General features: G+C 62.0%; 26 protein-coding genes. 10 read left to right on the forward strand and 16 right to left on the reverse strand.

Annotated elements, in window-relative coordinates:
* The coding region (locus MESCI2_RS01000000135255) for a transposase (protein WP_032901256.1) at positions 1-191 on the forward strand (191 nt) is incomplete at its 5' end.
* A 145-nt stretch (positions 192-336) separates the two neighbouring features.
* On the opposite strand, the gene MESCI2_RS0123500 is transcribed toward MESCI2_RS01000000135255, so the two are convergent.
* The 6 genes from MESCI2_RS0123500 to MESCI2_RS1000000139170 all read right to left on the reverse strand — a co-directional run bounded on the left by MESCI2_RS0123500 (position 337) and on the right by MESCI2_RS1000000139170 (position 3465).
* The gene (locus MESCI2_RS0123500; RefSeq protein WP_027038697.1) at positions 337-702 is read right to left on the reverse strand and encodes a PRC-barrel domain-containing protein; all 366 of its coding nucleotides are present in this window, start codon (positions 700-702) and stop codon (positions 337-339) included.
* Between the two features lie 84 nt (positions 703-786).
* Positions 787-990 (reverse strand): dodecin family protein, encoded by a 204-nt coding sequence (locus MESCI2_RS0123505; RefSeq protein WP_013531476.1) that lies wholly within the window; start codon positions 988-990, stop codon positions 787-789.
* A 95-nt stretch (positions 991-1085) separates the two neighbouring features.
* Positions 1086-1946, reverse strand: a complete 861-nt coding sequence (kdsA, locus tag MESCI2_RS0123510; protein WP_027038698.1) for a 3-deoxy-8-phosphooctulonate synthase — start codon at positions 1944-1946, stop codon at positions 1086-1088.
* Positions 1943-2830, reverse strand: a complete 888-nt coding sequence (locus tag MESCI2_RS0123515) for a VOC family protein (RefSeq protein WP_027038699.1) — start codon at positions 2828-2830, stop codon at positions 1943-1945. The genes kdsA and MESCI2_RS0123515 overlap by 4 nt, the downstream gene beginning before the upstream one ends.
* Positions 2831-2947: 117 nt before the next feature.
* Positions 2948-3238 (reverse strand): Dabb family protein, encoded by a 291-nt coding sequence (locus tag MESCI2_RS0123520; RefSeq protein ID WP_027038700.1) that lies wholly within the window; start codon positions 3236-3238, stop codon positions 2948-2950.
* Positions 3239-3330: 92 nt separating this feature from the next.
* Positions 3331-3465: a hypothetical protein gene (locus MESCI2_RS1000000139170; RefSeq protein ID WP_276325624.1), complete on the reverse strand. Its 135-nt coding sequence runs from the start codon at positions 3463-3465 to the stop codon at positions 3331-3333.
* A gap of 132 nt (positions 3466-3597) precedes the next feature.
* On the opposite strand from MESCI2_RS1000000139170, the gene MESCI2_RS1000000139210 reads away from it, so the two are divergent.
* The 3 genes from MESCI2_RS1000000139210 (at position 3598) to MESCI2_RS0123535 (ending at position 6188) form a co-directional block, all read left to right on the forward strand.
* A complete protein-coding gene (locus tag MESCI2_RS1000000139210) occupies positions 3598-3666 on the forward strand; it encodes a hypothetical protein (protein ID WP_346558022.1) in 69 nt (22 codons plus the stop codon).
* 145 nt (positions 3667-3811) lie between these two features.
* Positions 3812-5068 (forward strand): SAM-dependent methyltransferase, encoded by a 1257-nt coding sequence (locus MESCI2_RS0123530; protein WP_027038701.1) that lies wholly within the window; start codon positions 3812-3814, stop codon positions 5066-5068.
* Between the two features lie 121 nt (positions 5069-5189).
* Entirely contained in the window at positions 5190-6188 is a 999-nt protein-coding gene (locus MESCI2_RS0123535) for a glycerophosphodiester phosphodiesterase family protein (RefSeq protein ID WP_027038702.1), read from the forward strand.
* A 33-nt stretch (positions 6189-6221) separates the two neighbouring features.
* Here the strand turns inward: MESCI2_RS0123535 and MESCI2_RS0123540 are convergent, their stop codons facing one another.
* Both MESCI2_RS0123540 and MESCI2_RS0123545 read right to left on the reverse strand, forming a co-directional pair.
* Positions 6222-8201: a bifunctional 2',3'-cyclic-nucleotide 2'-phosphodiesterase/3'-nucleotidase gene (locus tag MESCI2_RS0123540; RefSeq protein WP_027038703.1), complete on the reverse strand. Its 1980-nt coding sequence runs from the start codon at positions 8199-8201 to the stop codon at positions 6222-6224.
* A 147-nt stretch (positions 8202-8348) separates the two neighbouring features.
* Entirely contained in the window at positions 8349-9614 is a 1266-nt protein-coding gene (locus MESCI2_RS0123545; protein ID WP_027038704.1) for an NAD(P)/FAD-dependent oxidoreductase, read from the reverse strand.
* Between the two features lie 163 nt (positions 9615-9777).
* On the opposite strand from MESCI2_RS0123545, the gene MESCI2_RS0123550 reads away from it, so the two are divergent.
* Complete coding sequence (locus tag MESCI2_RS0123550; RefSeq protein ID WP_027038705.1) at positions 9778-10428, forward strand: 5-formyltetrahydrofolate cyclo-ligase; 651 nt, start codon at positions 9778-9780, stop codon at positions 10426-10428.
* Here MESCI2_RS0123550 and MESCI2_RS0123555 read toward each other — a convergent pair.
* Complete coding sequence (locus MESCI2_RS0123555) at positions 10425-10898, reverse strand: Lrp/AsnC family transcriptional regulator (protein WP_013531467.1); 474 nt, start codon at positions 10896-10898, stop codon at positions 10425-10427. The two genes, MESCI2_RS0123550 and MESCI2_RS0123555, sit on opposite strands and share 4 nt — an antisense overlap.
* A gap of 155 nt (positions 10899-11053) precedes the next feature.
* Between MESCI2_RS0123555 and ald the strand changes: the two genes are divergently transcribed.
* Positions 11054-12169 carry an alanine dehydrogenase gene (gene ald / locus MESCI2_RS0123560; RefSeq protein WP_027038706.1) on the forward strand — a complete coding sequence of 372 codons (1116 nt, stop codon included), beginning with the start codon at positions 11054-11056 and terminating at the stop codon, positions 12167-12169.
* Between the two features lie 205 nt (positions 12170-12374).
* Entirely contained in the window at positions 12375-13682 is a 1308-nt protein-coding gene (locus MESCI2_RS0123565) for an outer membrane protein (RefSeq protein ID WP_027038707.1), read from the forward strand.
* A gap of 233 nt (positions 13683-13915) precedes the next feature.
* Here the strand turns inward: MESCI2_RS0123565 and MESCI2_RS0123575 are convergent, their stop codons facing one another.
* From MESCI2_RS0123575 to MESCI2_RS0123600, 6 genes are all read right to left on the reverse strand, one after another.
* Complete coding sequence (locus MESCI2_RS0123575; RefSeq protein ID WP_027038708.1) at positions 13916-14383, reverse strand: DUF1203 domain-containing protein; 468 nt, start codon at positions 14381-14383, stop codon at positions 13916-13918.
* A gap of 156 nt (positions 14384-14539) precedes the next feature.
* Positions 14540-15097, reverse strand: a complete 558-nt coding sequence (locus tag MESCI2_RS0123580; protein ID WP_027038709.1) for an OmpA family protein — start codon at positions 15095-15097, stop codon at positions 14540-14542.
* Between the two features lie 111 nt (positions 15098-15208).
* Positions 15209-15772: a GNAT family N-acetyltransferase gene (locus MESCI2_RS0123585; RefSeq protein WP_027038710.1), complete on the reverse strand. Its 564-nt coding sequence runs from the start codon at positions 15770-15772 to the stop codon at positions 15209-15211.
* 5 nt (positions 15773-15777) lie between these two features.
* Positions 15778-16644 carry a 3-mercaptopyruvate sulfurtransferase gene (gene sseA, locus MESCI2_RS0123590; protein WP_027038711.1) on the reverse strand — a complete coding sequence of 289 codons (867 nt, stop codon included), beginning with the start codon at positions 16642-16644 and terminating at the stop codon, positions 15778-15780.
* Between the two features lie 39 nt (positions 16645-16683).
* Positions 16684-17427: an alanyl-tRNA editing protein gene (locus MESCI2_RS0123595; RefSeq protein WP_027038712.1), complete on the reverse strand. Its 744-nt coding sequence runs from the start codon at positions 17425-17427 to the stop codon at positions 16684-16686.
* On the reverse strand, positions 17427-18461 hold the full coding sequence (locus MESCI2_RS0123600; protein WP_027038713.1) for a cysteine synthase A: 1035 nt from the start codon (positions 18459-18461) through the stop codon (positions 17427-17429). Before MESCI2_RS0123600 ends, MESCI2_RS0123595 begins: the two co-directional genes overlap by 1 nt.
* A gap of 226 nt (positions 18462-18687) precedes the next feature.
* Between MESCI2_RS0123600 and MESCI2_RS0123605 the strand changes: the two genes are divergently transcribed.
* Entirely contained in the window at positions 18688-19509 is an 822-nt protein-coding gene (locus tag MESCI2_RS0123605) for an SDR family oxidoreductase (protein ID WP_027038714.1), read from the forward strand.
* Between the two features lie 78 nt (positions 19510-19587).
* Complete coding sequence (locus tag MESCI2_RS0123610) at positions 19588-20559, forward strand: alpha/beta hydrolase (RefSeq protein ID WP_027038715.1); 972 nt, start codon at positions 19588-19590, stop codon at positions 20557-20559.
* 103 nt (positions 20560-20662) lie between these two features.
* Here MESCI2_RS0123610 and MESCI2_RS0123615 read toward each other — a convergent pair whose 3' ends face one another.
* On the reverse strand, positions 20663-22087 hold the full coding sequence (locus MESCI2_RS0123615) for a DEAD/DEAH box helicase (RefSeq protein ID WP_027038716.1): 1425 nt from the start codon (positions 22085-22087) through the stop codon (positions 20663-20665).
* Positions 22088-22495: 408 nt separating this feature from the next.
* Between MESCI2_RS0123615 and MESCI2_RS0123620 the strand changes: the two genes are divergently transcribed.
* On the forward strand, positions 22496-24028 hold the full coding sequence (locus tag MESCI2_RS0123620) for an acyl-CoA carboxylase subunit beta (RefSeq protein ID WP_027038717.1): 1533 nt from the start codon (positions 22496-22498) through the stop codon (positions 24026-24028).
* Positions 24029-24040 lie beyond the last annotated feature (12 nt).

A 24040-nucleotide genomic window follows, 5' to 3' on the forward strand; every position in this document is an offset into this window, starting at 1 on the left:
CTATCTACCGCCGCCGCAAGGAGACCGTCGAGCGCTCCTTCGCCGACGCCAAGCAACTGCATGGTCACCGCTATGCGCGGTTCCGAAGTCTCACCAAGGTCGCCTGCCAGTGCCTGCTCGCCGCCGCCGCACAAAACATCAAGAAGATCGCCCTTTGCCTGTGCCCGAAGCCCAAGTCGGCCCGCACATGAGGCCCAACGCCTCCTGTCAAAATCCCCTGACACAAACAGTCCAAGACACTTCAATCACATAACAAAAAACCCCGCCGAAAATCGACGGGGTTTGTCAGCAGTCTGAAGGGCCCCGTCGAAACGGGGCCATTTTTGTTTTCGGCCGTCAGTGCCAGTAAGGCGTGACTTTGTAGTATTCGTAGGATGCGTCGCGAGCGGTCTCGCCATCCGCGTCGGTCAGTTCGTTGATCGAATAGGCGGGTGCCGCCTTCAACTGCTCCTTGGAGAACGGCACGACATAGCCGCCCATGTCCTCATCATAGTCGAGGCTGGCCCACGGAATGGCGTGATATTTCTCGCCGATACCGAGGAAGCCGCCAAAACCGATCACCGCGAACATGATGCCGTTCGCCGTCTTGTCGAGCATCACATCCTCGATGCTGCCAATGCTCGTGCCTTCGGTGTTGTAGACCGATGTGCCGATCACCCGCGAAGCGGCAATGGCTTGGGTGTGGCCTGTCTGGGTTGTCATGATCATGCTCCTCACTGTCGTTGAACCATACTTGGACAATGAGGGGCGCAGGCGAAGGTTCCCGACTTTTTCGGCGTCGACCGATCACTCCGCGAGGATGAAGGTGACCTTCATATTGACGCGATAAGCGACAATCTTGCCGTCTTGAACGACGATCTTCTGGTCCTGGATCCAGGCGCCCTCGACGTTCTTCAGGGTTTTGGATGCGCGCGCAATTCCCTGTTCGATGGCGTCCTGAAAGCTCTTCTTCGACGACGATGTGATTTCGGTGACGCGGGCGACAGACATGGCTTCCTCCTGCCAAAACGCTCATTTGCCGGTCGAGCGTACAGGCGGCTTGCGCCTTCCACAAGCATCGGCGGTCGACAGAGGATATGTCCGGCCTAGAGACCCTTGGCGATGCGGTCGAATGCCATCAGCCGCTCGAGCAGGGCGGGCATGTCCTTCAGCGGCAGCATGTTCGGGCCATCCGAAGAGGTCGAGTTGTCAGGATCCTGGTGGGTCTCGATGAACACGCCGGCAACGCCGACAGCGACGGCCGCGCGCGCCAGCGTCTCGACAAAGCGGCGCTCGCCCCCCGAGGAGCCCCCCTGCCCGCCCGGCTGCTGCACCGAATGGGTAGCGTCGAAGATCACCGGAGCGCCGATCTCGGCCATGATGGGAAGAGCGCGCATGTCGGAGACCAGCGTGTTGTAGCCGAAGGACGCGCCGCGCTCGGTGGTCAGCACATTGGCATTGCCGGAGCCGGTGATCTTGGCAACGACGTTCTTCATGTCCCAGGGAGCGAGGAACTGCCCCTTCTTCACGTTGATCACCTTGCCGGTTTTCGCCGCGGCGACCAGCATGTCGGTCTGGCGCGACAGGAAAGCCGGAATCTGCAGGACATCGACATGCGGCGCGACGATGGCGCACTGCTCCTCGGTGTGGACATCGGTCAGCACCGGGAGCGAAAATTCCTTGCGCAGTTCGTCGAAGACGGGAAGTGCCGCGTCCATGCCGGCACCGCGCGTCGCCGACAGCGAGGTGCGGTTGGCCTTGTCGTAGCTGGTCTTGTAGACAAGGCCTATGCCGAGCCTGCCGGTCAGTTCCTTCAGCGCGCCGGCCATGTCGAAAGCGTGCTGGCGCGATTCAAACTGGCACGGGCCGGCGATCAGGGACAAAGCCGCCCTGTTGTCGAAGACGACATTGCCGACGGTTACAGACGAATTGGGCGCCATCGAATTGGACGCTTGCGGCTTGCTCATGGGATCTCCCGGAAGATGAAAGCCGCGCCCTGTCCGGGTGCGGACCGCACGACGATATCATTGCCCGCTATATCGTGTTGGACGGAATTGGCTGCAAGCAGCCTCGATGTCACATCGGCGTTCCGAACCGAAAAGACCACCGCTGCGAAGCGCAGATCTGTCGGCGAGCCGGCCGGCAGGCCAAAGCGCGCGGTGAAAGCCACGCGGTCAAGCACGCTCAAATCTGCATTCGGCAAGGGAAACATGCCGCCCTGCCTGTCGGCGGCCGCATCATCCACCGCCACGGAAATCAGCCCATGCTGCTTTCCAGGCGCATCGCTGACCGCCAAGATCTCGACAATTCCGGTCGCGCCGTTGGCGTGGGCCTGCAAAGCCGTGCGGTCGACATCAGGCGCGTTGACGCGCTCGCAGGCAAACAGGAAGGCGTCCGTGGCTTCGGCTCCGGCCGCGAAGGCAAGCTTGAACGAAGCGATGTCGCTTTTGCCGGCCGGGTCGGTGAAGGCGCGCGAAAAACCCAGCATGTCTCCCGCCGAGACGCCGGCATCGACATAGCGTGCATGGTCGGCATCGGCATTGCCCGTACCTAGAACAATGGCGGAAAATCCCTCGTCGCCCTTGCTGTCGCGATAGGCGCGATCACGCGTGACGAAGACATTGCCGTCCGCGATAGCCTTTGCCGCCACCTGTTCGTCGCCGACCGCCAGCGGTTCGAGATACGTACCGTCGGCCAGGAAAACACAGCAGTTTTCCGTTCCGAAGGGATGGATGCCGGTCGGGGCCACGACGAAGCCAAGCGCGGCGAGCCGAGCTCGCGCCACCTCAAGGCTCTGCGTCGGCAGCACCATGTGATCGAGCGGATGAGTGCCAGTGGTGGTTCGGGTCATGCAGCCGGGATGTGCATCATTCCGCAAATCGGTTCAAGACTTGATCGCAATCCCGGCCAGTTCGCCCCCGCCAGCCACCGGACGTCGAAAAAGGCACCAGTTGGGAAGAGGCCTCGATCAGCTTCCGGCAACGACATCGGCGGAATAGCGCAGCTCGCGCAGCGGTTTGACCTTGCTGGTGGTCTGCGCGTAGAGCGGGTGCGCCTTGTAGGCGGCCAGCGCGGCGTCATCGGCGAATTCCGCATAGACCACCACGTCGACCTCATCCGACAGCGGATCCACCTTGGTGTTGAGCGTGACCTCGAAGAGGCTGGAATGAGGAATGTCGCCGAGCGCCAGCAAGCCGGTGCGCACAGCCTCGACATCCTCTTTTCGCCGCGCGCTGAAGAAAACGATATGCCGGATCAACCCTGCCTCCTCGATCGAAAATGCCGGGGTCTTTTGTGACGGCAGGACGTTGGCGTCAATCGACAAGGATGTCGCGGCTGCAGCCGCCGGAGCTAAACCTTGCCGGTGGCATATCGCACAATGCGGCTAAGTTCTCTCACGGTGGTGTCGAGATACCGGCCCTGATTGTACATGCCGTCCCAGATCAGCAAAAACGCGATGGCGGCAATGACGATTACATAACGCATGGCTAAATCTATCGCACGAGCAATTCTGCGGCCATAGGCGTTTTTTGCGCGCTCGGCCTTTGCTGTGCAAAAAGGCGGATTCTCGCTGGCGCGAGCAATCCGCGTGGCACAGCCCCGCTTGCGGCCTGCCTCTTGAAGTTTCCCCGCATGACGTGGAAGATTGTCGCAGGGATTCACTGGGAAGCGCTGAAGCTCTGGTAAAGGAGCGCGTGTTTCATTCGAGCCCGCCCGTCACTGAGCCGGTCAGCGCCCGGGATCGGCAACGGCGTTCGAACCTGGCGAATGGTCCAAGAGAACCGTGGCTCGGCAATCTGCCCCGACACCGCGGAAATCCAGGGGGCATGAGATGGCACAAAAGGAACTTTTTGGCGCAGCATTGAGCGACGCGGTCAGGCTCGATGAGTTCAATTTCGCCGAGATCGTCAAAGGTCTGCCGGCGAAAGCGCGCATGGTGCTGTCGGCGGCGATGAACCTGCCGCGCGGTTCGCTCAAGGTGAGGTTGCCGGACGGCCGCGCCGTCCTCGTCGGCGGCAAGGGACCTGGCCCGGATGCCGAACTGGTGCTGAAGAATTGGCGTTTGCCCGGCCGCGCCTTTTCCGGCGGCACGATCGGCGTAGCCGAATCCTACATGGACGGCGATTGGGAAAGCCCTGATGTGACCAGCTTCCTTGAGCTGTTCGTCATCAATTCGGTCATTGGCGAGCGTATCGCGGGCGGCACCAGCTGGCTGATCAACACCGTCCAGCGCATCCGCCACTGGTTCAACCAGAACACGCGCACCGGCTCGAAGCGCAACATCTCGGCGCATTACGACCTCGGCAACGCTTTTTACAAACAATGGCTCGATCCGAGCATGACCTATTCCTCGGCGCTCTACACGACCGGCGCCAACGACCTGGAAAGCGCCCAAGCCGCCAAATACCGCGCTCTGGCGAAAGACACAGGGATTGGTCCGAAGGACCATGTGCTGGAAATCGGCTGCGGCTGGGGCGGCTTCGCCGAATTCGCGGCGCGCGAGATCGGCTGCCGCGTCACCGGGCTGACGATCAGCCGCGAGCAGCACGATTTTGCAACGGCTCGCATCGCCAAGGCCGGGCTTGCCGACAAGGTCGACATCAAGCTGCAGGACTATCGCGACGAAACCGGCACCTATGACCGCATCGCCTCGATCGAGATGTTCGAGGCGGTCGGCGAGAAATACTGGCCGGTGTTTTTCGGCAAGATGAAGGCCTGCCTGAGGCCCGGCGGCACCGCCGGCCTGCAGATCATCACCATCAACGAAGCCGCCTACGACACCTATCGCGCAAGGCCGGATTTCATCCAGCGCTACGTCTTCCCGGGCGGCATGCTGCCGACACCGTCGATCCTGAAGGCACTGGGCAAGGATCATGGCCTTGCCCATCTGCGCGAGCGCGTGTTTCCGGACGACTACGCGCGCACGCTTGCCGAGTGGCGCCACCGGTTCTGGGCGTCATGGGAAAAGATCGTCCCGCTCGGCTTCGACGATCGCTTCAAGAAGCTCTGGGAGTTCTACCTGCACTATTGCGAGGCCGGATTCCGCGCCAGCTACATCGACGTGCGCCAGGTGGTCTACAAGGCGTAAGCCGACATGCTCTTGAACAGGTTATGTCGAGCATGATCTCGACATCGCCGCGTCGTCGCCGTCAAAAAGTCCGATCGCAAAGCAGGATGCCGCGCAGGACGGTCGAATCGGAAATCACCTGATGCGCAGACGGACGATCTTCTTCGGCGTCATTGTTGTCGCTGCGGTGGGCATCTGGCTTAACAACACCTCCCTGTTGTCAAGCCGCCCCGCCGGCAAGCCGGAAGTGCTTGCCCATCGCGGCCTTGCCCAAGACTACGCGCGTGAAGGAATGACAGGACAGACTTGTACGGCCAGTCGCATGTTGCCGCCGCGCCATGGCTACATCGAAAACACAATTCCCTCGATGGAAGCCGCCTTCGCGCTGGGCGCGAACGCGCTCGAACTGGATGTTCACCCGACGACGGACGGCAAGTTTGCCGTCTTCCATGACTGGACGCTGGATTGCCGCACGGAAGGGAAGGGAGAAACGCGCAGCCATTCCATGGCCGAGTTGAAGACCCTCGATGTCGGCTATGGCTATACGGCGGATAGCGGCAAGACCTTTCCATTCCGCGGCAAGGGTATCGGCATGATGCCATCGCTGGATGAGGTTCTGACGCACTTCCCGGCTCGCCGCTTCAACATCAACGTCAAGAGCAACGATCCGGGCGAAGGCGAAAAGCTGGCCGCATGGCTTGCCACGCTGGCACCAGCCGAGCGCGGTTATCTCTCGGTCTATGGCGGCGACAAGCCGATTGCCGCGGTCAAGGCTGCGCTGCCGGACATGCATACGTTAAGCCGCGCATCACTGACGCAATGCATCCTGCGCTATGCCGCGATTGGCTGGAGCGGCTACGTTCCAGATTCCTGCCGCAAAGGCACTCTGCTCATCCCCGTCAACATCGCGAAATGGATGTGGGGTTGGCCGAACCGGTTTCTCGATCGCATGCAAGGCGTCGACAGCCGCGTCTACCTGCTCGGCCCCTATTCCGGTGGCGGCTTTTCGCAAGGGCTCGACGATCCCGAACTGATCAAGCAACTGCCGGACGGCTATTCCGGCGGCATTTCCACGGATGCGCTGGATCTCGTCATGCCTGACATCAAGCAACGTTTCGGGTCGGATCAATCCACGCCGTAGGGGGTTGCATCGAGCCGACCCATAAACCACCCTTCAAAGCAGGATGCGGTATTTCGCGAAGCCTGCCTCGCCCTCGCCTGCCGGCTCGATCTTCAGCGATTTCACCTGCGCGATGAAATCCTTCGCCTTGGCACCGGTTTCGAACACGGCGCTGGTTCCAGGCAGCGGCGCGAACGACCAGTTGTCGTCCGCCGACGGGTTGATTGTACCCTCGCTGACGATGTAGCGGACGATGACATCGCGATTGGTGTCCGGCGCCTCGTAGATGATCTTCGAGGCATTGATGTCAGGAAAATTTCCGCCGCCACCGGCCCGGTAGTTGTTGGTCGCGACGACGAATTTCTGTTTGGGATCAATCGGTTTTCCATCGAAACTCAGGTCGACGATGCGGTTGGCGCCAGCGTTGGCCAGCCCGCCCTTGGCATCGTATTTCGGCGGCTGCGACAGGTCGATCTTGTAGGTGACGCCGTCGATGACGTCGAAATTGTAGGACGGAAAATCGGTGTTGATGAGGGCCTGGTCGGCCTTATCAGGCTCGATCCGGTTGAAGATGCCGGCTGACATTTCCAGCCACTCCTTGACCTGCGCACCGGTGATCTCCACCGCCCGCACCGTGTTGGGATAGAGATAGAGGTCGGCAACGTTCTTGATGGCGATGTCGCCGGCCGGCACGTCGGTATAATAGTCGGCGCCGTTGCGCCCACCGGCCTTGAACGGAGCGGCCGCCGACAGCAGCGGCACATCCTTCCATTGCGTGTTCCTGAGAATGTCTTTGAGGTACCAGGTCTGCGCCTGGCTGACGACCTGCACCGACGGGTCGTCGGCGACCAGCGCGAAATAGGAATAGAGCGGCGCGGAGGTCTTGCCGACGGGACGCCGCACATAGGCCAGCGTCGCCTGGTGGTCCTGTTCGAGGGCCGCGATGATGCGCTTGTCGTCCGGGACAGTCGGTTTGTTCTTGTTGTCGACGCGTTCGAAGATCGGCCGCGCCTCGGAAGTGGCTGAAACCACCTTCCATTTCGACCCGTCACGTTCCAGCATCAGGTCGATCAGCCCCATATGCGAGCCCCAGAAACCGCCCATGACGGCGGGTTTGCCCTGCAGCGTGCCTTTCTGCGTATCGACGCCGTCGAGCGACTGGAAATCCTTCTTGCCGGGAAACACCAGATGCTGGTGACCGGTGAACACCGCGTCGATGCCGTCGACACCGGCGACGAAGAACGAGGCGTTCTCCATCATGTCGCCCTGCTTCACGTCGATGCCGGAATGCGACAGCGCAATGACGATGTCGGCGCCCTCCTCCTTCATCTGCGGCACCCAGGCCTTGGCCGCCTCGACGATGTCGCGCGTCTTGACGTTGCCTTCGAGGTTCTTGAGATCCCAGACCATGATCTGCGGCGGCACGAAGCCGATGATGCCGACCCTGATCGGCTGCTCGGCGCCCGAACCGTCCTTGATCTTCTTGTCGAGGATGACATAGGGCTTGAGGTAGAGCTTGTCGTCGCGCGGGTTCGCGGCAAGCTCGGTGCCGCGGATCAAATTGGCGCAGACGAAGGGAAAATTGGCACCGGCGAGCACCTTGTCCAGGAAAGACAGGCCGTAGTTGAACTCGTGGTTGCCCAGCGTCGAGCACTCGTAGCCGAGCAGGTTCATACCCTTCATGATCGGATGCACGTCGCCGTCCTTCAGGCCCTTCTCATAGGCGATGTAGTCGCCCATCGGATTGCCCTGCAGCAGGTCGCCATTGTCGATCAGCATCGAATTCACGGCTTCCTTGCGCACAGCATCGATGAGAGACGCCGTGCGCGACAGGCCCAGCGTGTCGTTCGCTTTGTCGGCGTAGTAATCGTAAGGCAGCACGTTCACATGGATGTCGGTGGTCTCCATGATCCGGAGATGCGCCTGGTTGGCTTGAGCCCTGGCTGAGAACGGATGCAGCATGATCAGCGCCCCTGTGGCGGCGGCGCCCGCAAGGAGACCACGGCGGGAGACGGGATGGAGCAGTTGCGACATGTTTTCTCCTTCGACAAGCTTACATGCCCTGCCCCGAAAGCGAACTTCGCTCTGAAACCCGCTTGAGTCCATTCAACAAGTCGCGCGCATGAAGCCGCCACTCGATCAGCGACAGGTGACGTGCCGATGAACGATCCGGTGAAGAAATCAGCCCTTGTCGTCGTCGCCCTGGGTGATCAGCCGAGCGCTGCGTTGCCCCGTCGCATAGATCCACAGCCAGCTCAGCGAAACCGCAAGCCGGTTGCGAAAACCGATCAGGAAATAGATGTGCGCCACTCCCCACAGCCACCAGGCGGCCCAGCCGGTGAGCTTGATCCAGCCGAAATCGATGGCGGCGGCGCGTTTGCCGATCGTCGCCAGATCGCCGGCATGCCTGTAGTGGAAAGGACGCGCGGTGGTGTCGCCACCGAGCCTGGCCTTGATGGTGGCCGCAACATGTCGGCCCTCCTGCTTGGCGGAAGGCGCCACGCCGGGAACCGGCCGCCCGTCCGGCCGCAGCACAAGGGCGGCGTCGCCGATGACAAAGATCTCCGGGCTGCCGGGCACGCTGAGGTCAGGCTCGACCAGCACCCTGCCCGCGCGGTCCGCCTTCGCTCCCAGCCATTCGGCGGCTGGCGAAGCGGCAACGCCGGCTGCCCACAGGATCGTTCGGGCTGCCAGTTGCTTATCGCCAAACACAACACCTTCGGCGTCGCAGCGTGTGACGGCCCGGCCGAGCTCGACCGTCACGCCGAGCCGCTCGAGCGCCTTCGATGCATAGTCGGAAAGTTTCGGTGCGAAATTGGCCAGGATCCGGTCGCCGGCCTCGATCAGCACCACGCGCGTTTGCCGCGTGTCGATGTTGCGAAACTCGCCGCGCAGCGTGTCATGCGCGAGCTCGACGATGGTGCCGGCAAGCTCGACGCCGGTCGGCCCGCCGCCGACGATCGCAATGGTCAGCAACGCCTGGCGTTTGGCGGGATCAGCCTCCCGCTCGGCCTGCTCAAAGGCCAGGAGAATTCGCCGCCGAATGGTGGTGGCGTCCTCCAGCGTCTTCAGGCCCGGTGCGAACGGCTCCCATTCGTCATGGCCGAAATAGGCGTGGCGGGCACCGGTGGCGAGCACCAGCGTGTCGTAGGCGACCGCGCTGCCGTCATCGAGCAGCACGCGCTTGCCGGCGCGGTCGACACCGGTGACATTGGCGAGCAGCGTCGTCACGTCCTTGCGCTTGCGCAGCAGGTGACGGATCGGCCAGGCGACCTCGGAGGTCGCCAGCGCCGTCGTCGCCACCTGGTAGAGCAGCGGCTGGAAGAGATGATGGTTGCGCTTGTCGATCATGGTGATGCGCACCGGAGCACCAGCAAGCGCGCGGGTGAATTCGAGGCCGCCGAAACCAGCGCCGACAACGACGACATGATGCCTGGCTTCGTTCATTTCGTTCACCCTGATAGCAAGATCGCCTGTCCTGGATGTAGGTATTTTTGTGCAATGCAACAACAGATAGCCAGTGCCCGAGACTCGTCGTTGCATGTCGTGAACGCACATGTTGTATCGTATCGCGAGGTATAGCGTTATCGAACACGCGACGAGGTGAGGCATGGCTGACGATCATGACGACGACGCTCCGGCACAGTATTCTTCGCCGCCCTGCTTCATGCACGAGTTCGATCCGGAATTCCGTGCGCCTTTGAGCGACTGGACCGACGTCAGGCGCTGGCGCAAGGCCGAGCGCGAACGGCTGATCGCCGCCCGGCTGGCGGTATCGGCCGACGCGCGAACGGTAATGTCGCAGCGCATTGCGGAAGGCCTCGACGCGATCATCGGCGAGATCACCGGGCGCATGGTCAGTCTCTATTGGCCGTTTCGTGGCGAGCCGGATTTGCGGCCTTGGATGGCCTCCATAAACGAACGCGGCGGCCGCACCGCGCTGCCCATCGTCATCGAGAAGGGGCAGCCGCTGATCTTTCGCGCCTACAAAGCGGGCGACAGGTTGGAGAAAGGCGTCTGGAACATCCCGATCCCGGCCGAGGGCGATCCGGTGCTGCCGGACATCGTCATCTCGCCGATCGTCGGTATCGATCCCCAGAATTACCGCCTCGGTTATGGCGGCGGTTTCTTCGACCGCACGCTGGCAGCGATGCCGTTCAAGCCGCTGGTCATCGGCGTCGGCTATGAGCTGCAGCGCATCGCCACCATCTACCCACAGCCGCACGATATCCCGATGGATCGCGTGGTAACGGAGGCCTAGGCCATTTCCGGCTTCATGCCCATGGCGGTCCTGTCGACGATTTCGCGTAGCGCAAAGGACGAATTGATCTTGGTCACATGCGGCATCGCCGACAGCCATTCCTTGTGGATGCGCTCATAGTCGACGAGATCCTTTGCCGCGATCCTCAGGATGTAGTCGTATTCGCCCGACATTAGATGGCAGGACAGAACATTCGGGCAGCGTTTGATCGCCGCCTCGAAATCCGACAGCGTCTTCTCGAACTGTCCCGACAGCGATATGTGCACGATCGCCGTCATCTGGTGGCCAAGTGCGGCATTGGAAAGCCGGGCATGGTAGCCCCGGATAGTTCCGGATTTCTCCAGATTGTCGAGCCGGCGCGAACAGGCCGACTGCGACAGGCCAACCTTCTCGGCCAGTGCCGCATTGGGTATCCTGCCATCCTTCTGCAAAGCCTCGAGAATGGCGATATCAATCCTGTCGAGCGGCATTATTCGTGAATCCTGCGAATATCCAGCTATTTCGCGCAACGATTATCGAAACAGGCCGGTTGGCGCAAGCGCATTCGCAAACACCTGCGCAACGATTCGTGGTTCACTCCATCTATACAGGGAACGAGCCCGAAGGGCCGGATCAGGAGAAGAAAATGCGCGTCGGCTGCCCCAAGGAAATCAAGAACCACGAATACCGCGTCGGCCTTACCCCTGGCTCGGTCCGCGAATATGTCGCCCATGGCCACGAAGTTCTGGTCGAGACCGGGGCCGGGGCCGGCATCGGCGCCGATGACAATGCCTATCGCGCCGCCGGCGCCACGATTGTCAAGACGGCCGCCGAGGTGTTCGCCAGGTCGGACATGATCGTCAAGGTCAAGGAGCCGCAGCCCAGCGAATGGGCGCAGCTTCGCGAAGGCCAGATCCTGTACACCTACCTTCACCTTGCTCCGGATCCGGAGCAGACCAAGGGCCTGCTTGCGTCCGGCGTGACCGCAATCGCCTACGAGACCGTGACCGACGATCGTGGCGGCCTGCCGCTGCTGGCGCCGATGTCGGAAGTTGCCGGACGCCTGTCGATCCAGGCCGGCGCCACGGCACTGCAGAAGGCCAATGGCGGCCGCGGCGTGCTGCTGGGCGGCGTGCCCGGCGTGCTGCCCGGCAAGGTCACCGTGCTCGGCGGTGGCGTCGTCGGCCTGCACGCGGCCAGAATGGCGGCCGGCCTTGGCGCCGACGTCACCATCATCGACCGCTCGATCCCGCGCCTGCGCCAGCTCGACGACCTCTTCGCCGGCCGCGTCCACACCCGTTACTCGACTGTCGAGGCACTGGAAGAAGAGTGTTTTTCAGCCGACATCGTCGTCGGCGCGGTGCTGATCCCGGGTGCCGCGGCGCCAAAACTGGTTTCGCGCGAAATGCTGTCGGGCATGAAGAAAGGCTCGGTGCTGGTCGACGTCGCCATCGACCAGGGCGGCTGCTTCGAGACCTCGCACGCCACCACTCATGCCGAGCCGACCTATGAGGTCGACGGCGTCATCCACTATTGCGTCGCCAATATGCCGGGTGCCGTGCCGGTCACTTCGGCCCACGCGCTCAACAACGCGACGCTTCACTACGGCCTGCAGCTTGCCGACAAGGGCCTGAAGGCGCTGGTCGACGATCATCATCTGCGCAACGGCCTCAATGTCCACAAGGGCAAGATCACCAACCGGGCAGTCGCCGAGGCGCTCGGCTACGAACTGGTCGAGCCGAAAGCCGTCCTCGCCGCCTGATTTTCGCGAAAACAGCTTCTTTCAATCCAGCCCGCCGGTTCCACACCGGCGGGTTTTTCTTGCGAGCCTGTTTTTCAGGCAAAGCATGGCGTGGAAAAATGTGACCCAACGGCACTTTGCTCATCATTGTTGCATATTTGTCATTCCCGTACCGGGCGACTCCCTGCTAGAGACATCCTGGGTTTATTCATTGGGGTACGGGCATATGTTCATTCGCACATCCGCGAAATCTTTTCTTCTTGGTGCTGTTTCTGCTGTGGCTTTGATGTCTGCTGCTCATGCAGCCGACGTCGTGCAGCCGGTAGAAGAAGCTGCCGGCTTTAACTGGAGCGGTCTGTACGTTGGTTTTGGCGTCGGCGCCGGTGCCAACGTACACAAGCTCAGCAGCGATTTTATTCCAGTCTCGCTGAACGGCATTGGTGGCGAAGGCGTCTATGGCGAGCTGACGGTTGGCTATGACTATATGGTCTCGCCCCGGTTCCTCATCGGCGGTCTGCTGGACGCTCACGTCGGCAACATCAAGACCACGCTGGACATTACGGGGTTCGACGCTTCGATCAAGGAAACCTACGGTTTCGACGCTGGTCTGCGGCTCGGCTACCTCTTGACGCCAAACACTCTGGGCTACGTGCTGGGTGGCTATTCCTGGCAGAAGTACAAGCTCGATACGAACGCCGGCTTCGACTTTGATTGGGATCAGAGCGGGTATTTTGTCGGAGGTGGCATCGAAACGGCCATCAACAGCAATTGGACGATCAAGACTGAGTATCGCTATACGGGCTTCGGGACCAAGGACGATCTTCTTTCCGAGGCTGGCATTGTCGGGGTTCCGGACGGTCTCCTCAATCTTGACACCTCGCGCCATACTTTCCAGATCGCAGCCAATTATCGTTTCGGTGCCCAGAACGGCGGCGGTGCTGCCTTCGAGACGCCAGCCTACAACTGGACCGGCTTCTATATCGGCGGCGCTGGTGGCGCCGGTGCGTCCGTGCATCAGATCAACGTTCCGCCGCTCGGCGACCTGGAATTCAATGGTCTCGGTGGCGAAGGTGCCTTTGGTGAACTGAACGTCGGCTACGATCATGACTTCGGCAGCTGGGTCGCAGGCGTCATGGTCGATGCACGCTACTCCGGCATGACTTCCAAGCTGGATCTCGGCGGCGGATCGATCAACGTCGATACCGACTATGGGTTCGATGTGTTGGGCCGCGTCGGCATGAAGATGAACGAATCGACGCTTGCCTATGCGCTTGCCGGCTACAGCTGGCAGCATTTCGATCTGAACGCTTCCGACCCGATCGGCGACATTCTCGACTGGGGTTCCAGCGGCTTCTCGGTTGGTGGCGGTCTGGAAACGGCTCTGTCCAGCAACGTTACCGTTGGTCTGGAATATCGCTATTCGCAGTTCGCCAAGAAGGACTTTTCTTCGGAATTCGGCGCACCTGACGACACCCTTACCGCGACTTCCTCTTTCCACACCGTGCGTCTCGGCGCGAAGTACAAGTTCAACTAAAAGGCCCTCCAGCCAAACAGTTGCAGCCCGTCGGCTATGCCGGCGGGCTTTTTTGTTGCGCGAATCCTTTTGCTACAAACGCAGGCAACAAAAAAGCGGAGCCAAAGCCCCGCTTCCTCGATATCGAGATTTGCCGCCGGTTCATCCGCGGTCGGCAAATCGATCGACAATGGCTTTCTATCGCGAATATGCGACGGGAGTACGACAACTGTTCCCAGCGGCTAATCTCAGCCTCAAGCGCGCTCGATGCGGCACTGGTAGCAATTGTTGCGCGCCGAGCGGACATGGACGTAAGCGATCTCGTCGCGTTCCAGCAAGGTCTTGGCCCGCCCGGTGATGTCTCCGATCGGGATCACGCCGCCGCTGCCATAGACGATACGATCATCCCCGCCATAGCCGCGCACGATGTAGTCGGGGCTTTCGAGAATCTCGGGCAGCGCCTCGCTCTCGGCAGCGCGGTCGCATTCCTCGGCATGCAGGAAGATCGGCCCGGTTTCGGCATAGGGCTGAAGCTGCGGGAATGGCCTGTATGCCAGAACAAGGTAGGCATCGCCGGCTCCTATGTTCTTCAAGCAATGCCGGCAAGGCATGCCGTCACCGTCGGAGATCTTTCGCTCGGGCATTTGGCCATAAGCATCGATCCCGCCGCGCTGCAGCGTCCTGACATCTTCGGTCGGCAAGGCTTTGAACTGGATGGTCATGGAAAAATCTCCGGTGTCGTGACTGGAAATTATGTCCTTGAACCCTCACCGCCCACCCGATTCCTGCCAAATGTCGAAGAGCCGATCGCCCGTCGGCGATCGGCTCTCATCAAGTCCCGTCAAAGGTGCCGGCCAATTAGAATTCGGAGCTGCGCCTCAACGGATGAAGTCGTCGAAGCGGCGCAGCGTCACCCGGCGATTCCGCCAGTTTTCGCTCTGCGTCTGCACCAGCAAAAACTCCTCGCCATAGCCGACTGTCTCGAGAGCATGACCCGGCACGCCGAATTCGCGCACCAGCGTGCGCTTGAGCGAAACGGCGCGCTGTTCGGACAGAGCCTGGTTCGACTGGAAGGAGCCGACGGCGTCGGTGTGGCCCTCGATCAGCACGCGGGCGCCGCGATCGCGGCGCAGGATGCGCCGCAGGGCGTCGGCAATGGTCTCGATCTTGTCGTATTGCGAGTTGGAAATAGCCGCCGAACCGAAGGCGAAGTTGATCGACTGGATATCGATCGAGCGGGCCATGCGGCGCAAATCCGGGCGCCGCTTGAATTCGCGGATGGTGACGCGCTCGTTCGGCCGCAATTTCACACGCGGCGCCGCCTCGAGCTTCCGCTCGATCGTCGCGGCCGATGGCGTTGTCGCTTGGGCTGCGGCCAAGCTTGGCATGGCAATGGCCGCGATCAGCGCAGCGGCAAGTGTACGGCGGGTCAGCATGTCTTCGTCTCCTTCGGCCTTGGCCGCATTGATGGTGCGGACAACATGCCAAAAGCAGCCTGAAGGGCCGATGAACGACGGGTTCAGATTAGAGCTGGTGTCAGCTTCCAGCTAGGGTCGCATGACGCTGGCCGCGCGCTCGGTGAAAGGCAGCGGATGGACGATTTCCTTCTTTTGCGCCACCGGTGCAAAGCCGAGCTTCTGGTAGAGCGGCAGAGCCGCCGGATGATCGAGCGTGCAGGTCTGCACCGTCACCCGCTTCGGCCCATGCGACCATGCGGCAGCGATCGCGGAGCCCAGGAACCAGCGGCCGATGCCTTGCCCGGTCGCATGTTCCATCATGCCGAAATAGGCGAGCTCGACTTCTTCCGGCAGATGCGGCTTGAGATCGAAGAAGCCGGCGGGCGCGCCGTCGAGGTAGAGCACCCTGATGTCACGGTCCTCGCGATGGATGCCGGCCGAAAGCTCGTCGTCATCCAGCCTCAGCACATTGACCCAGTGCCATTTGCGCCCCACCCGGTCCATCAGATAGCGGTAGAAATGCAGCGGAATGTCCTTGGTCTTCAGCAGCGCGACCTGACGGTTATACGGCACAGGCGGCGAATAGGCTGGAGGCACATGCATCTCGAGGAAGGTCACCGTGACGTCAATGTCTTCCAGCGCGCCGTTTTCCATCGTCTTCATTCCTTGCTGATCACAACGGGGCCGGTCGCCACGGGCGTGTCGGAAAGCCCGCCCCACTCCGTCCAGGAGCCGTCGTAAAGCCTGTTGTTCGTATGGCCAAGCGTTTCCAGCGCCAGCGTCACCACCGCCGCGGTAATGCCGGAGCCGCATGAAGTGACGACAGGTTTCGACAGATCGATGCCGGCCTCTTCGATCACCTTGCGCAGGCGGTCCTTCGACAGCAGCTCGCCATTTTCCGACAGCACCGAATAGGGCAGATTGCGCGCGCCGGGCATATGGCCGGAGCGGATACCCGCGCGCGGCTCAGGCTCGGTGCCGGCAAAGCGGCCCGGCCCACGGGCGTCGGCGATCTGGCTTGCCCTGGTGTCGACGATCCCGCGCATGTCGGCGAGGCTGGCGACGCGCCCGGCGTCGAAATCGGCATGAAACACGCTTGGCGCGATCTTGGTCGGCTCAGCCGTCACCGGCCTGCCGGCGGCTTTCCAGCCATCGAAGCCGCCATCCAGAACATAAGTCTGGAAGACGCCCATCACCCGGAACATCCACCACGCCCGAGGTGCGGAGAAGAAACCCGGACCATCGTAAACGACGATGGTGTCATCGGCCGAAACGCCCATGGCGCCGACATACCGGGCAAAATGCTGCGGCGACGGCAAGGTATGCGGCAGGGGCGAATCCGGGTCCGAAACGGCATCCTGATCGAGAAACCGTGCGCCCGGGATATGGGCGGACTCATACTCGCCGCGCGCATCACGCTTCTGCGCCGGGAGGTACCAGGATGTGTCGATGATCGTCAGGCCCGGCTCGCCGAGACGTTGCTGCAGCCAGTCTGCGTCGACGGTGAAGGGGCTGTCCTCGGCCATTCTTGTTCTCCTGCTCGCCTTTTGGCGATCACTGCCTGTTCAGTTTGCCGGCATCGGCCCAAAGCGGATGCGGAAGCGCCGGTTTTCACGGCCCTTCTTCTCGATCTTGCCGATGTGGATTTCGCCGACTTCTCCGGTGCTTTTCACATGGGTGCCGCCGCAGGGCTGGCTGTCCACCGAGGCGTTGTCGCCGATACAGACCAGGCGGATCTTGCCGGTGCCGACCGGCGGCCGCACGTTCTTGGATTTTACCAGGCCTGGATTGGCGGCCAGTTCCTCGTCGCTGATCAGTCTGACAAAGATCGGATGATCGGCCCGCACCAGCTCCATCAGCCCGGCGGTGACGTCCTCCTTGGTGAAGCCGGCATCCGGAGCGTCGAAGTCGACACGGCTGTCGTCCTCGGAAACCGAAGCACCGGTGATCGGAAACGGGCAGACGACGGTGAGCAGGTGGCAAGCCGCGTGCATGCGCATCAGGAGATGCCGCCGCTCCCAGTCGATCGCCAGCCTCAGCGCGTCGCCCACCTGCGGAACCGCCTGCTCCGGCGCTGGCACGTGTATGATCTCGTCCTTGGTCTCACCGGTGAGGGTGGCGGCAATGGCGATGCGGCTGCCATCGCCGCGTTCGAGATACCCGGTATCGCCCGGTTGGCCGCCCGAAGTGGCGTAGAAGATCGTCCGGTCGAGGATGATACCGCCGCGGTCGTTGACGGCAACCACCGTTGCGTCCGCCGTGCGCAGATAGGCGTCGTCACGAAACAGGGCGTCCGTCCTGTTTGCCATCACGCGACTTTCTCGAACGGCACCGAAATTGTACTGCGCTGTTCCATCCAGCCCGGCACTGGCAGCTGCCTTTCGCGCAGGAATTCCGGGTTGAACAGTTTTGACTGATAGCGCGTGCCGTAATCGCAAAGAATGGTCACGATGGTGTGGCCGGGGCCTAGTTCCCTGGCCAGACGGATCGCGCCGGCTATGTTGATACCGGTCGAGCCGCCGACGCAAAGCCCCTCTTCCTGGATCAGGTCGAAGACGATCGGCAGCGCATCCTCATCGGGGATCTGGAATGAAAAATCCGGCGTGAACCCTTCGAGATTGGCGGTGATGCGCCCCTGCCCGATGCCTTCGGTGATCGAGCTGCCTTCGGACTTCAGCTCGCCGCTGGTGTAGAAAGAATAGAGCGCGGCCCCCAGCGGATCGGCGAGCGCGATCTTCACATCCCGGCTTTTCGCCTTCAGTCCGGAAGCGACGCCGGCCAGCGTTCCGCCCGAACCGACCGCCGAGACAAAGCCGTCGACCTTGCCGCCGGTCTGGTTCCAGATTTCCTCCGCCGTGGTGCGAATATGGCCGTCGCGGTTGGCGACATTGTCGAACTGGTTGGCCCAGATGGCGCCGTTCGGCTCCGTCCGCGCCATCTGCTCGGCCAGGCGGCCGGACAGCTTCACGTAATTGTTGGGGTTCTTGTAGGGCACGGCAGGCACCTCGATCAGCTCGGCGCCGAGCAGTTTGATCGTGTCCTTCTTTTCCTGGCTCTGCGTGTCCGGGATGACGATGACGGTGCGGTAGCCTAGCGCCTTGGCAACCAGCGTCAGTCCAATGCCGGTGTTGCCGGCCGTTCCCTCGACGATCACACCGCCGGGCCTCAGCAGCCCGCGCTGCTCGGCGTCGCGGATGATGAACAGGCCGGCACGATCCTTGACCGACTGGCCCGGATTCATGAATTCGGCCTTGCCCAGGATCTCGCAACCAGTTTGTTCAGAAGCTTTGTTGAGGCGGATCAGAGGCGTGTTGCCGATCGCGTCGATCACAGAACGGGGCATCCAGGATTCCTTGTGTGCGTGCGCCGAAACCCTAGAAACCCGAAGCTGCGGTTTCAAGGCAAGAATTTGTCTGGTCCAGTCGCATTTGCAGTGCTGTTGTTGCGTCGGCGCTTCCCGAGGCTGGCCTCTTGCGCCACTGTTCATTTCCGGCTGACGTTGAAAAGCGGCTTTTCATTCGATTTCTTCACCGCTAGAGCAAAGCACCAACAAGTCGACAGGGCGCAGCATGACACTCTACCGGGCCAACCCGAAGCACGGCGTCGCCTGGATCACGGGCGGCTCAAGCGGCATCGGCCGTGCCCTGGCCAGGGATCTTGCTTCCCAGGGCTATGCCGTCGCGGTGACGGCGCTCGACGACGATCCGATCAACACGCTTGTCGTCGAGACCGCGCAGATGCCGGGCAGCGTCACGGCCTTTCCCTGCGATGTCACCGACGAGCCGCGCATGGCAAGAACCGTCGCCGCGATCGAGAAGGAACTCGGTCCCATCGTGCTCGCCATCTTCAATGCAGGGAACTACATTTCCACGCCGGGGGAGAATCTTGTCGTCAACGACTTTCGCCGGTCCTTCGAGGTCAATTATTTCGGCATCATCAACGGCCTCGTGCCGGCGGTCGAACGCATGCGTGTGCGGGCGCGCGGCCATGTCGTTCTGGTCGGCTCCGTGACATCCTATTTCGGCTGGCCGACAACGGCCGCCTATGGCGGCACCAAGGCGGCCATCAACATCCTGGCCGAGTCGCTGAAGTATGATTTCGACAAGATGAATGTGCGTATCCAGGTGTTCAATCCAGGCTTCATCGACACCCCGCTGACCGAGAAGAACATGCTGCCCATGCCGGGACTGATGCCGGTCAGCCGCGCATCGCGCCGCATGGCGCGAGGCATCAGGTCGGGCGGCTTCGAAGTCCATTTCCCGCGCCGGACAAGCTGGCCCCTGAAACTGCTCGGCCTGCTGCCGAGGCCGCTGTGCAGAGGGTTTATCGGCCTGATGACCAGTTGGAAGGCGCGGCCTCTGCATTACGACCGCAAGCCGCCGATCGAATAGGACGCCTGCGAAATTGGCCGGCTCCCCGTTTCGGGCCGCCGTCGCCATGGTTGAGACAAATGCTGCGTGGAGTCTGCGATGGGGCGACGGATCGTGCTTGCTGTGCTGGGCCTTGTCATTCTCGCACTGACCTTCGTGCTCGGCCCGCGCGTTCGCGTCGACACCACGATCCGTTTCGATCCCTCGCTCATCGGTGACGATCCGCAGGCCTATGTGGCAAAGGCGGAAGCCGCCATCCCCGGAATCCGCGACGGGCTGGAGAAGGAGATCGTCTGGGCCAATCCGATGGTGCATGCCAGGACGCCGCTGTCGATCGTCTACATCCACGGCTTTTCCGCATCGAAGGGCGAGGTCCGCCCGCTGCCCGACGAAGTGGCGGAACAGCTTGATGCCAATCTCTTCTACACACGCCTTACCGGTCACGGGCAGGATGGCGCGGCGATGACGCAAGGCAGCATCAACGCCTGGATCAACGACTATGAGGAGGCGCTCACCATCGGCCGGGCGATCGGCGACAAGGTGATCGTCATCTCGACTTCGACCGGCGGCTCGCTGGCGGTCTGGGCGGCAACGCAGCCCGGTGCGTCGGACGGGGTGGCGGCGATTGCGTTCATCTCCCCGAACTTCGGCGTCAAGGCTTCGGGCGCCGAGATCCTGACCATGCCGTGGGGCAAACAGATCGCCAAGCTGGTCGCCGGCAAGGAACATAGCTTCGTGCCGCGCAACGCGCTGAATGAAAAATTCTGGACCACCCGCTATCCGATCGAAGCAACCTTGCCGATGCAGGCGCTGACCGAGCTTGCCTATGGTGCGCCGGTGGAGAAGGCGACCATCCCTGCTTTGTTCATCTTTTCTGATTCGGACAAGGTGGTGCGGGCCGACCGCACCCGCGAGATTGCCGGGCGCTGGGGCGCCCCGCATGAACTGGTTCCGGTCGACGACACCGGCGACCCGGACAATCACGTCATTGCCGGCGACGCGCTGTCGCCATCGACCACGGCGTTTCTGGCGCAAAGGATCGCCGTCTGGATCGAAGCGGTGGTGAAGTAGGCCGACGAAAAAGGGCGGCCGAAGCATCGCTTCAGCCGCCCTTTCCTTGGTCTGTCCCGGCAATCAGCCAGGCTAAGCCTGACTGATTACAACGCGATCTGGCTTACGCAGCCCGCGCCGCCGGACGCTTGCCGCCGAAGCGGCGCTTGTTGTTGCCTTTGAAGGCGGGCTTGGCGCCATCAGGCTTGCGCTCGCCTGCGAAGGCAGGCTTGTCGCCGAAGCGCTTCTTGCCAAAGCCGTTGCCCTTGTTCTCGCCGCCGGGCCGCCTGCCGTCGCGACGGCCATTGCGGTCGTTGCGATCATTGGCCGGCTCGAAACGCTCGTTCTTTTCAGCCGGATTGCGCAGCGGATCCGGGCTGCCGAGATGGTCGGCAACGATCGGTAGCTTGGTGCGGATGATGCGCTCGACCTGGCGCAGCTTGCTGTTTTCGGAAGGATCGCAAAGCGTGATCGCGATGCCGTCCATGCCGTTGCGGCCGGTACGGCCGATGCGGTGGACGTAGCTCTCGGCTTCATCAGGCAGGTCGAAATTCACGACATGGCTGATGCCGGGCACGTCGATGCCGCGCGCCGCGATGTCGGTCGCCACCAGAATGCGCACCGAACCCTCGCGGAAATCGTTGAGCGCCTTCTGACGGGCGTTCTGCGACTTGTTGCCGTGGATGACGGCGGCCTTGAAGCCATCGCGCTCGAGGTCCTTGGTCACCCTGTCGGCACCATGCTTGGTGCGCGAAAAGATGATGACGGACTTCATCGCCTCGTCGGCGAGCATCGTCGACAGCACCTGGCGCTTCTGCTTGGTGCGGGCAAAGACGACGCCTTGCACGATCTCTGCCGCCGCCGTGCTTTGCGGCGCGACTTCGACGCGGATCGGGTTCTTCAATAGGCCCTTGGCCAGTTCGGCGATTTCATTGGGCATGGTCGCCGAGAACAGCACCGTCTGACGATCGGGCGCGGTTGCCTTGGCGATGCGCTTGACGTCGTTGATGAAGCCCATGTCGAGCATGCGGTCGCCCTCGTCGAGCACCAGCCACTTGGTGTCGGCAAGCACGAGGTCGCCCTCACGCACCAGATCGGTCAACCGGCCGGGCGTTGCGATCAGGATGTCGACACCGGGCGCAACCTTCTTCACCTGGCTGAAGCGCGAGACGCCGCCAAGAACGAGCGCGGTCGAAACATGCGCGCCCTTGGCGAGGATCTTGATCGTGTCCTCGATCTGCACGGCGAGTTCGCGTGTCGGCGCCAGGATAAGCGCACGCGCCGTCTTCGGCCGGCGCTTGGTGCCGAGTGCGATGATCTTCGACAGGATCGGCAGCGCGAAGGCCGCGGTCTTGCCCGAGCCGGTCTGGGCGATGCCGAAAATGTCACGGCCTTCCATCTGCGGCGGAATCGCCTGCGCCTGGATAGGCTTCGGCTCGGTGAAGCCGGCGTTGTGGGTGGCCTTGAGCAGCGCGCCCGTAATACCCAGCGCCGCGAAACCGGTGAGTTCCGCAGTGTTGCTACCGGGCAAAGTGTTTTCGTTGGTCAAAATAATCTTCTTTCACGCGGCTTCTGGCCGCAAACATCGATGGCGGCAGGGCGCAACCTGCCGTCGAAAAAATTGATATGAAACGACAAGGCGGGCGGACGCTAACGTCCACTCGGCTGCGCTGTCGTGCCCGCAGGCATCATGCCACGGGGCTTTTTCGCCGCTTTGTGATGTACCGGAAAAGGGCCGATATACCGGAAAGAGGGAAAACAGACGCAACCAGTCTCATTCGTCGAGAAGGCCGGATTCGTTCCCGGCCCAAGCGCCTATGGGCTGCATATGGCTGAGTTCACCGCCAAATGCAAGGGGCGTCATGCTGCAGCGCAACAAAACCCGTGGCGCAAGCGGCGCTTGCGCTCGCTTGCCGGCACGATTACCACGAAATGCCGCTGGCTTGGGAGGTAATCGATGAAAGACGTTCTGAAGGAACTCGAGCGCCGCCGCGAGATCGCCCGCATGGGTGGTGGCCAGGTCCGCATCGATGCCCAGCACAAGAAGGGCAAGCTCACCGCGCGCGAACGCATCGAGGTGTTTCTCGACGAAGGTTCGTTCGAGGAATTCGACATGTTTGTCGAGCATCGTTCGACCGATTTCGGCATGGAGAAGACCAAGATCGCCGGCGACGGCGTCGTCACCGGCTGGGGCACGGTCAACGGCCGCCCGGTCTACCTCTTCGCCAAGGATTTTACCGTGTTCGGTGGTTCGTTGTCCGAAGCCCACGCCGAGAAGGTCATCAAGGTGCAGGAAATGGCGCTGCGCAATCGTGCGCCGATCATTGGCATCTATGACGCCGGCGGCGCGCGCATCCAGGAAGGCGTCGCCGCGCTCGGCGGCTACGCCGAGATTTTTCAGCGCAACGTTCTGGCCTCCGGCGTCATTCCGCAGATTTCCGTCATCATGGGGCCTTGCGCCGGCGGCGACGTCTATTCGCCTGCCATGACCGACTTCATCTTCATGGTGCGAGACACCTCCTACATGTTCGTCACCGGACCGGATGTGGTGAAGACCGTGACCAACGAAACGGTGACCGCCGAGAGCCTCGGCGGCGCTTCCGTCCATACGACGAAATCGTCGATCGCCGACGGCGCCTATGACAATGACGTCGAGGCGCTGCTGCAGATGCGCCGGCTGGTCGACCTATTGCCGGCTTCCAACACATCGGAGCTTCCCGAGATCGAATGCTACCAGTCGGTCACCGACCATGATCTGTCACTCGACCGGCTGATACCCGACAACGCCAACAAGCCCTACGACATCAAGGAGCTGATCCTGAAGGTTGCCGACGAAGGCGACTTCTTCGAGATCCAGCAGAATTTTGCCAAGAACATCGTCACCGGCTTCGGACGCGTCGAGGGCCGCACGGTGGGCTTCGTCGCCAATCAGCCGATGGTGCTGGCCGGCGTGCTCGATTCCGATGCCAGCCGCAAGGCGGCCCGTTTCGTGCGCTTCTGCGACTGTTTTTCGATCCCGATCGTCACCTTCGTCGATGTCCCCGGCTTCCTGCCCGGTACGGCGCAGGAATATGGCGGGCTGATCAAGCATGGCGCGAAACTCCTGTTCGCCTATGCCGAGGCCACCGTGCCGAAGATCACCGTCATCACCCGCAAAGCCTATGGCGGCGCCTATGACGTGATGGCGTCGAAACATCTGCGCGGCGACATGAACTACGCCTGGCCGACAGCGCAGATCGCGGTGATGGGCGCCAGGGGCGCGGTCGAGATCATCTACCGCAAGGACATCGGTGACGCCGAAAAGATCGCAGCCCATACAAAGGCTTACGAGGATCGCTTCCTGTCGCCCTTCGTCGCCGCCGAGCGCGGCTATGTCGATGAGGTGATCATGCCGCACTCGACCCGCCGCCGCATCGCCCGGGCGCTGCGCATGCTGCGCAACAAGGATATGCAGAACCCCTGGAAGAAGCACGACAACATCCCGTTGTGAGGCAGCGGTAAG

It is taken from the genome of Mesorhizobium ciceri WSM4083 (assembly GCF_000519305.1).
In the GTDB taxonomy this organism is placed as follows: domain Bacteria; phylum Pseudomonadota; class Alphaproteobacteria; order Rhizobiales; family Rhizobiaceae; genus Mesorhizobium; species Mesorhizobium ciceri_B.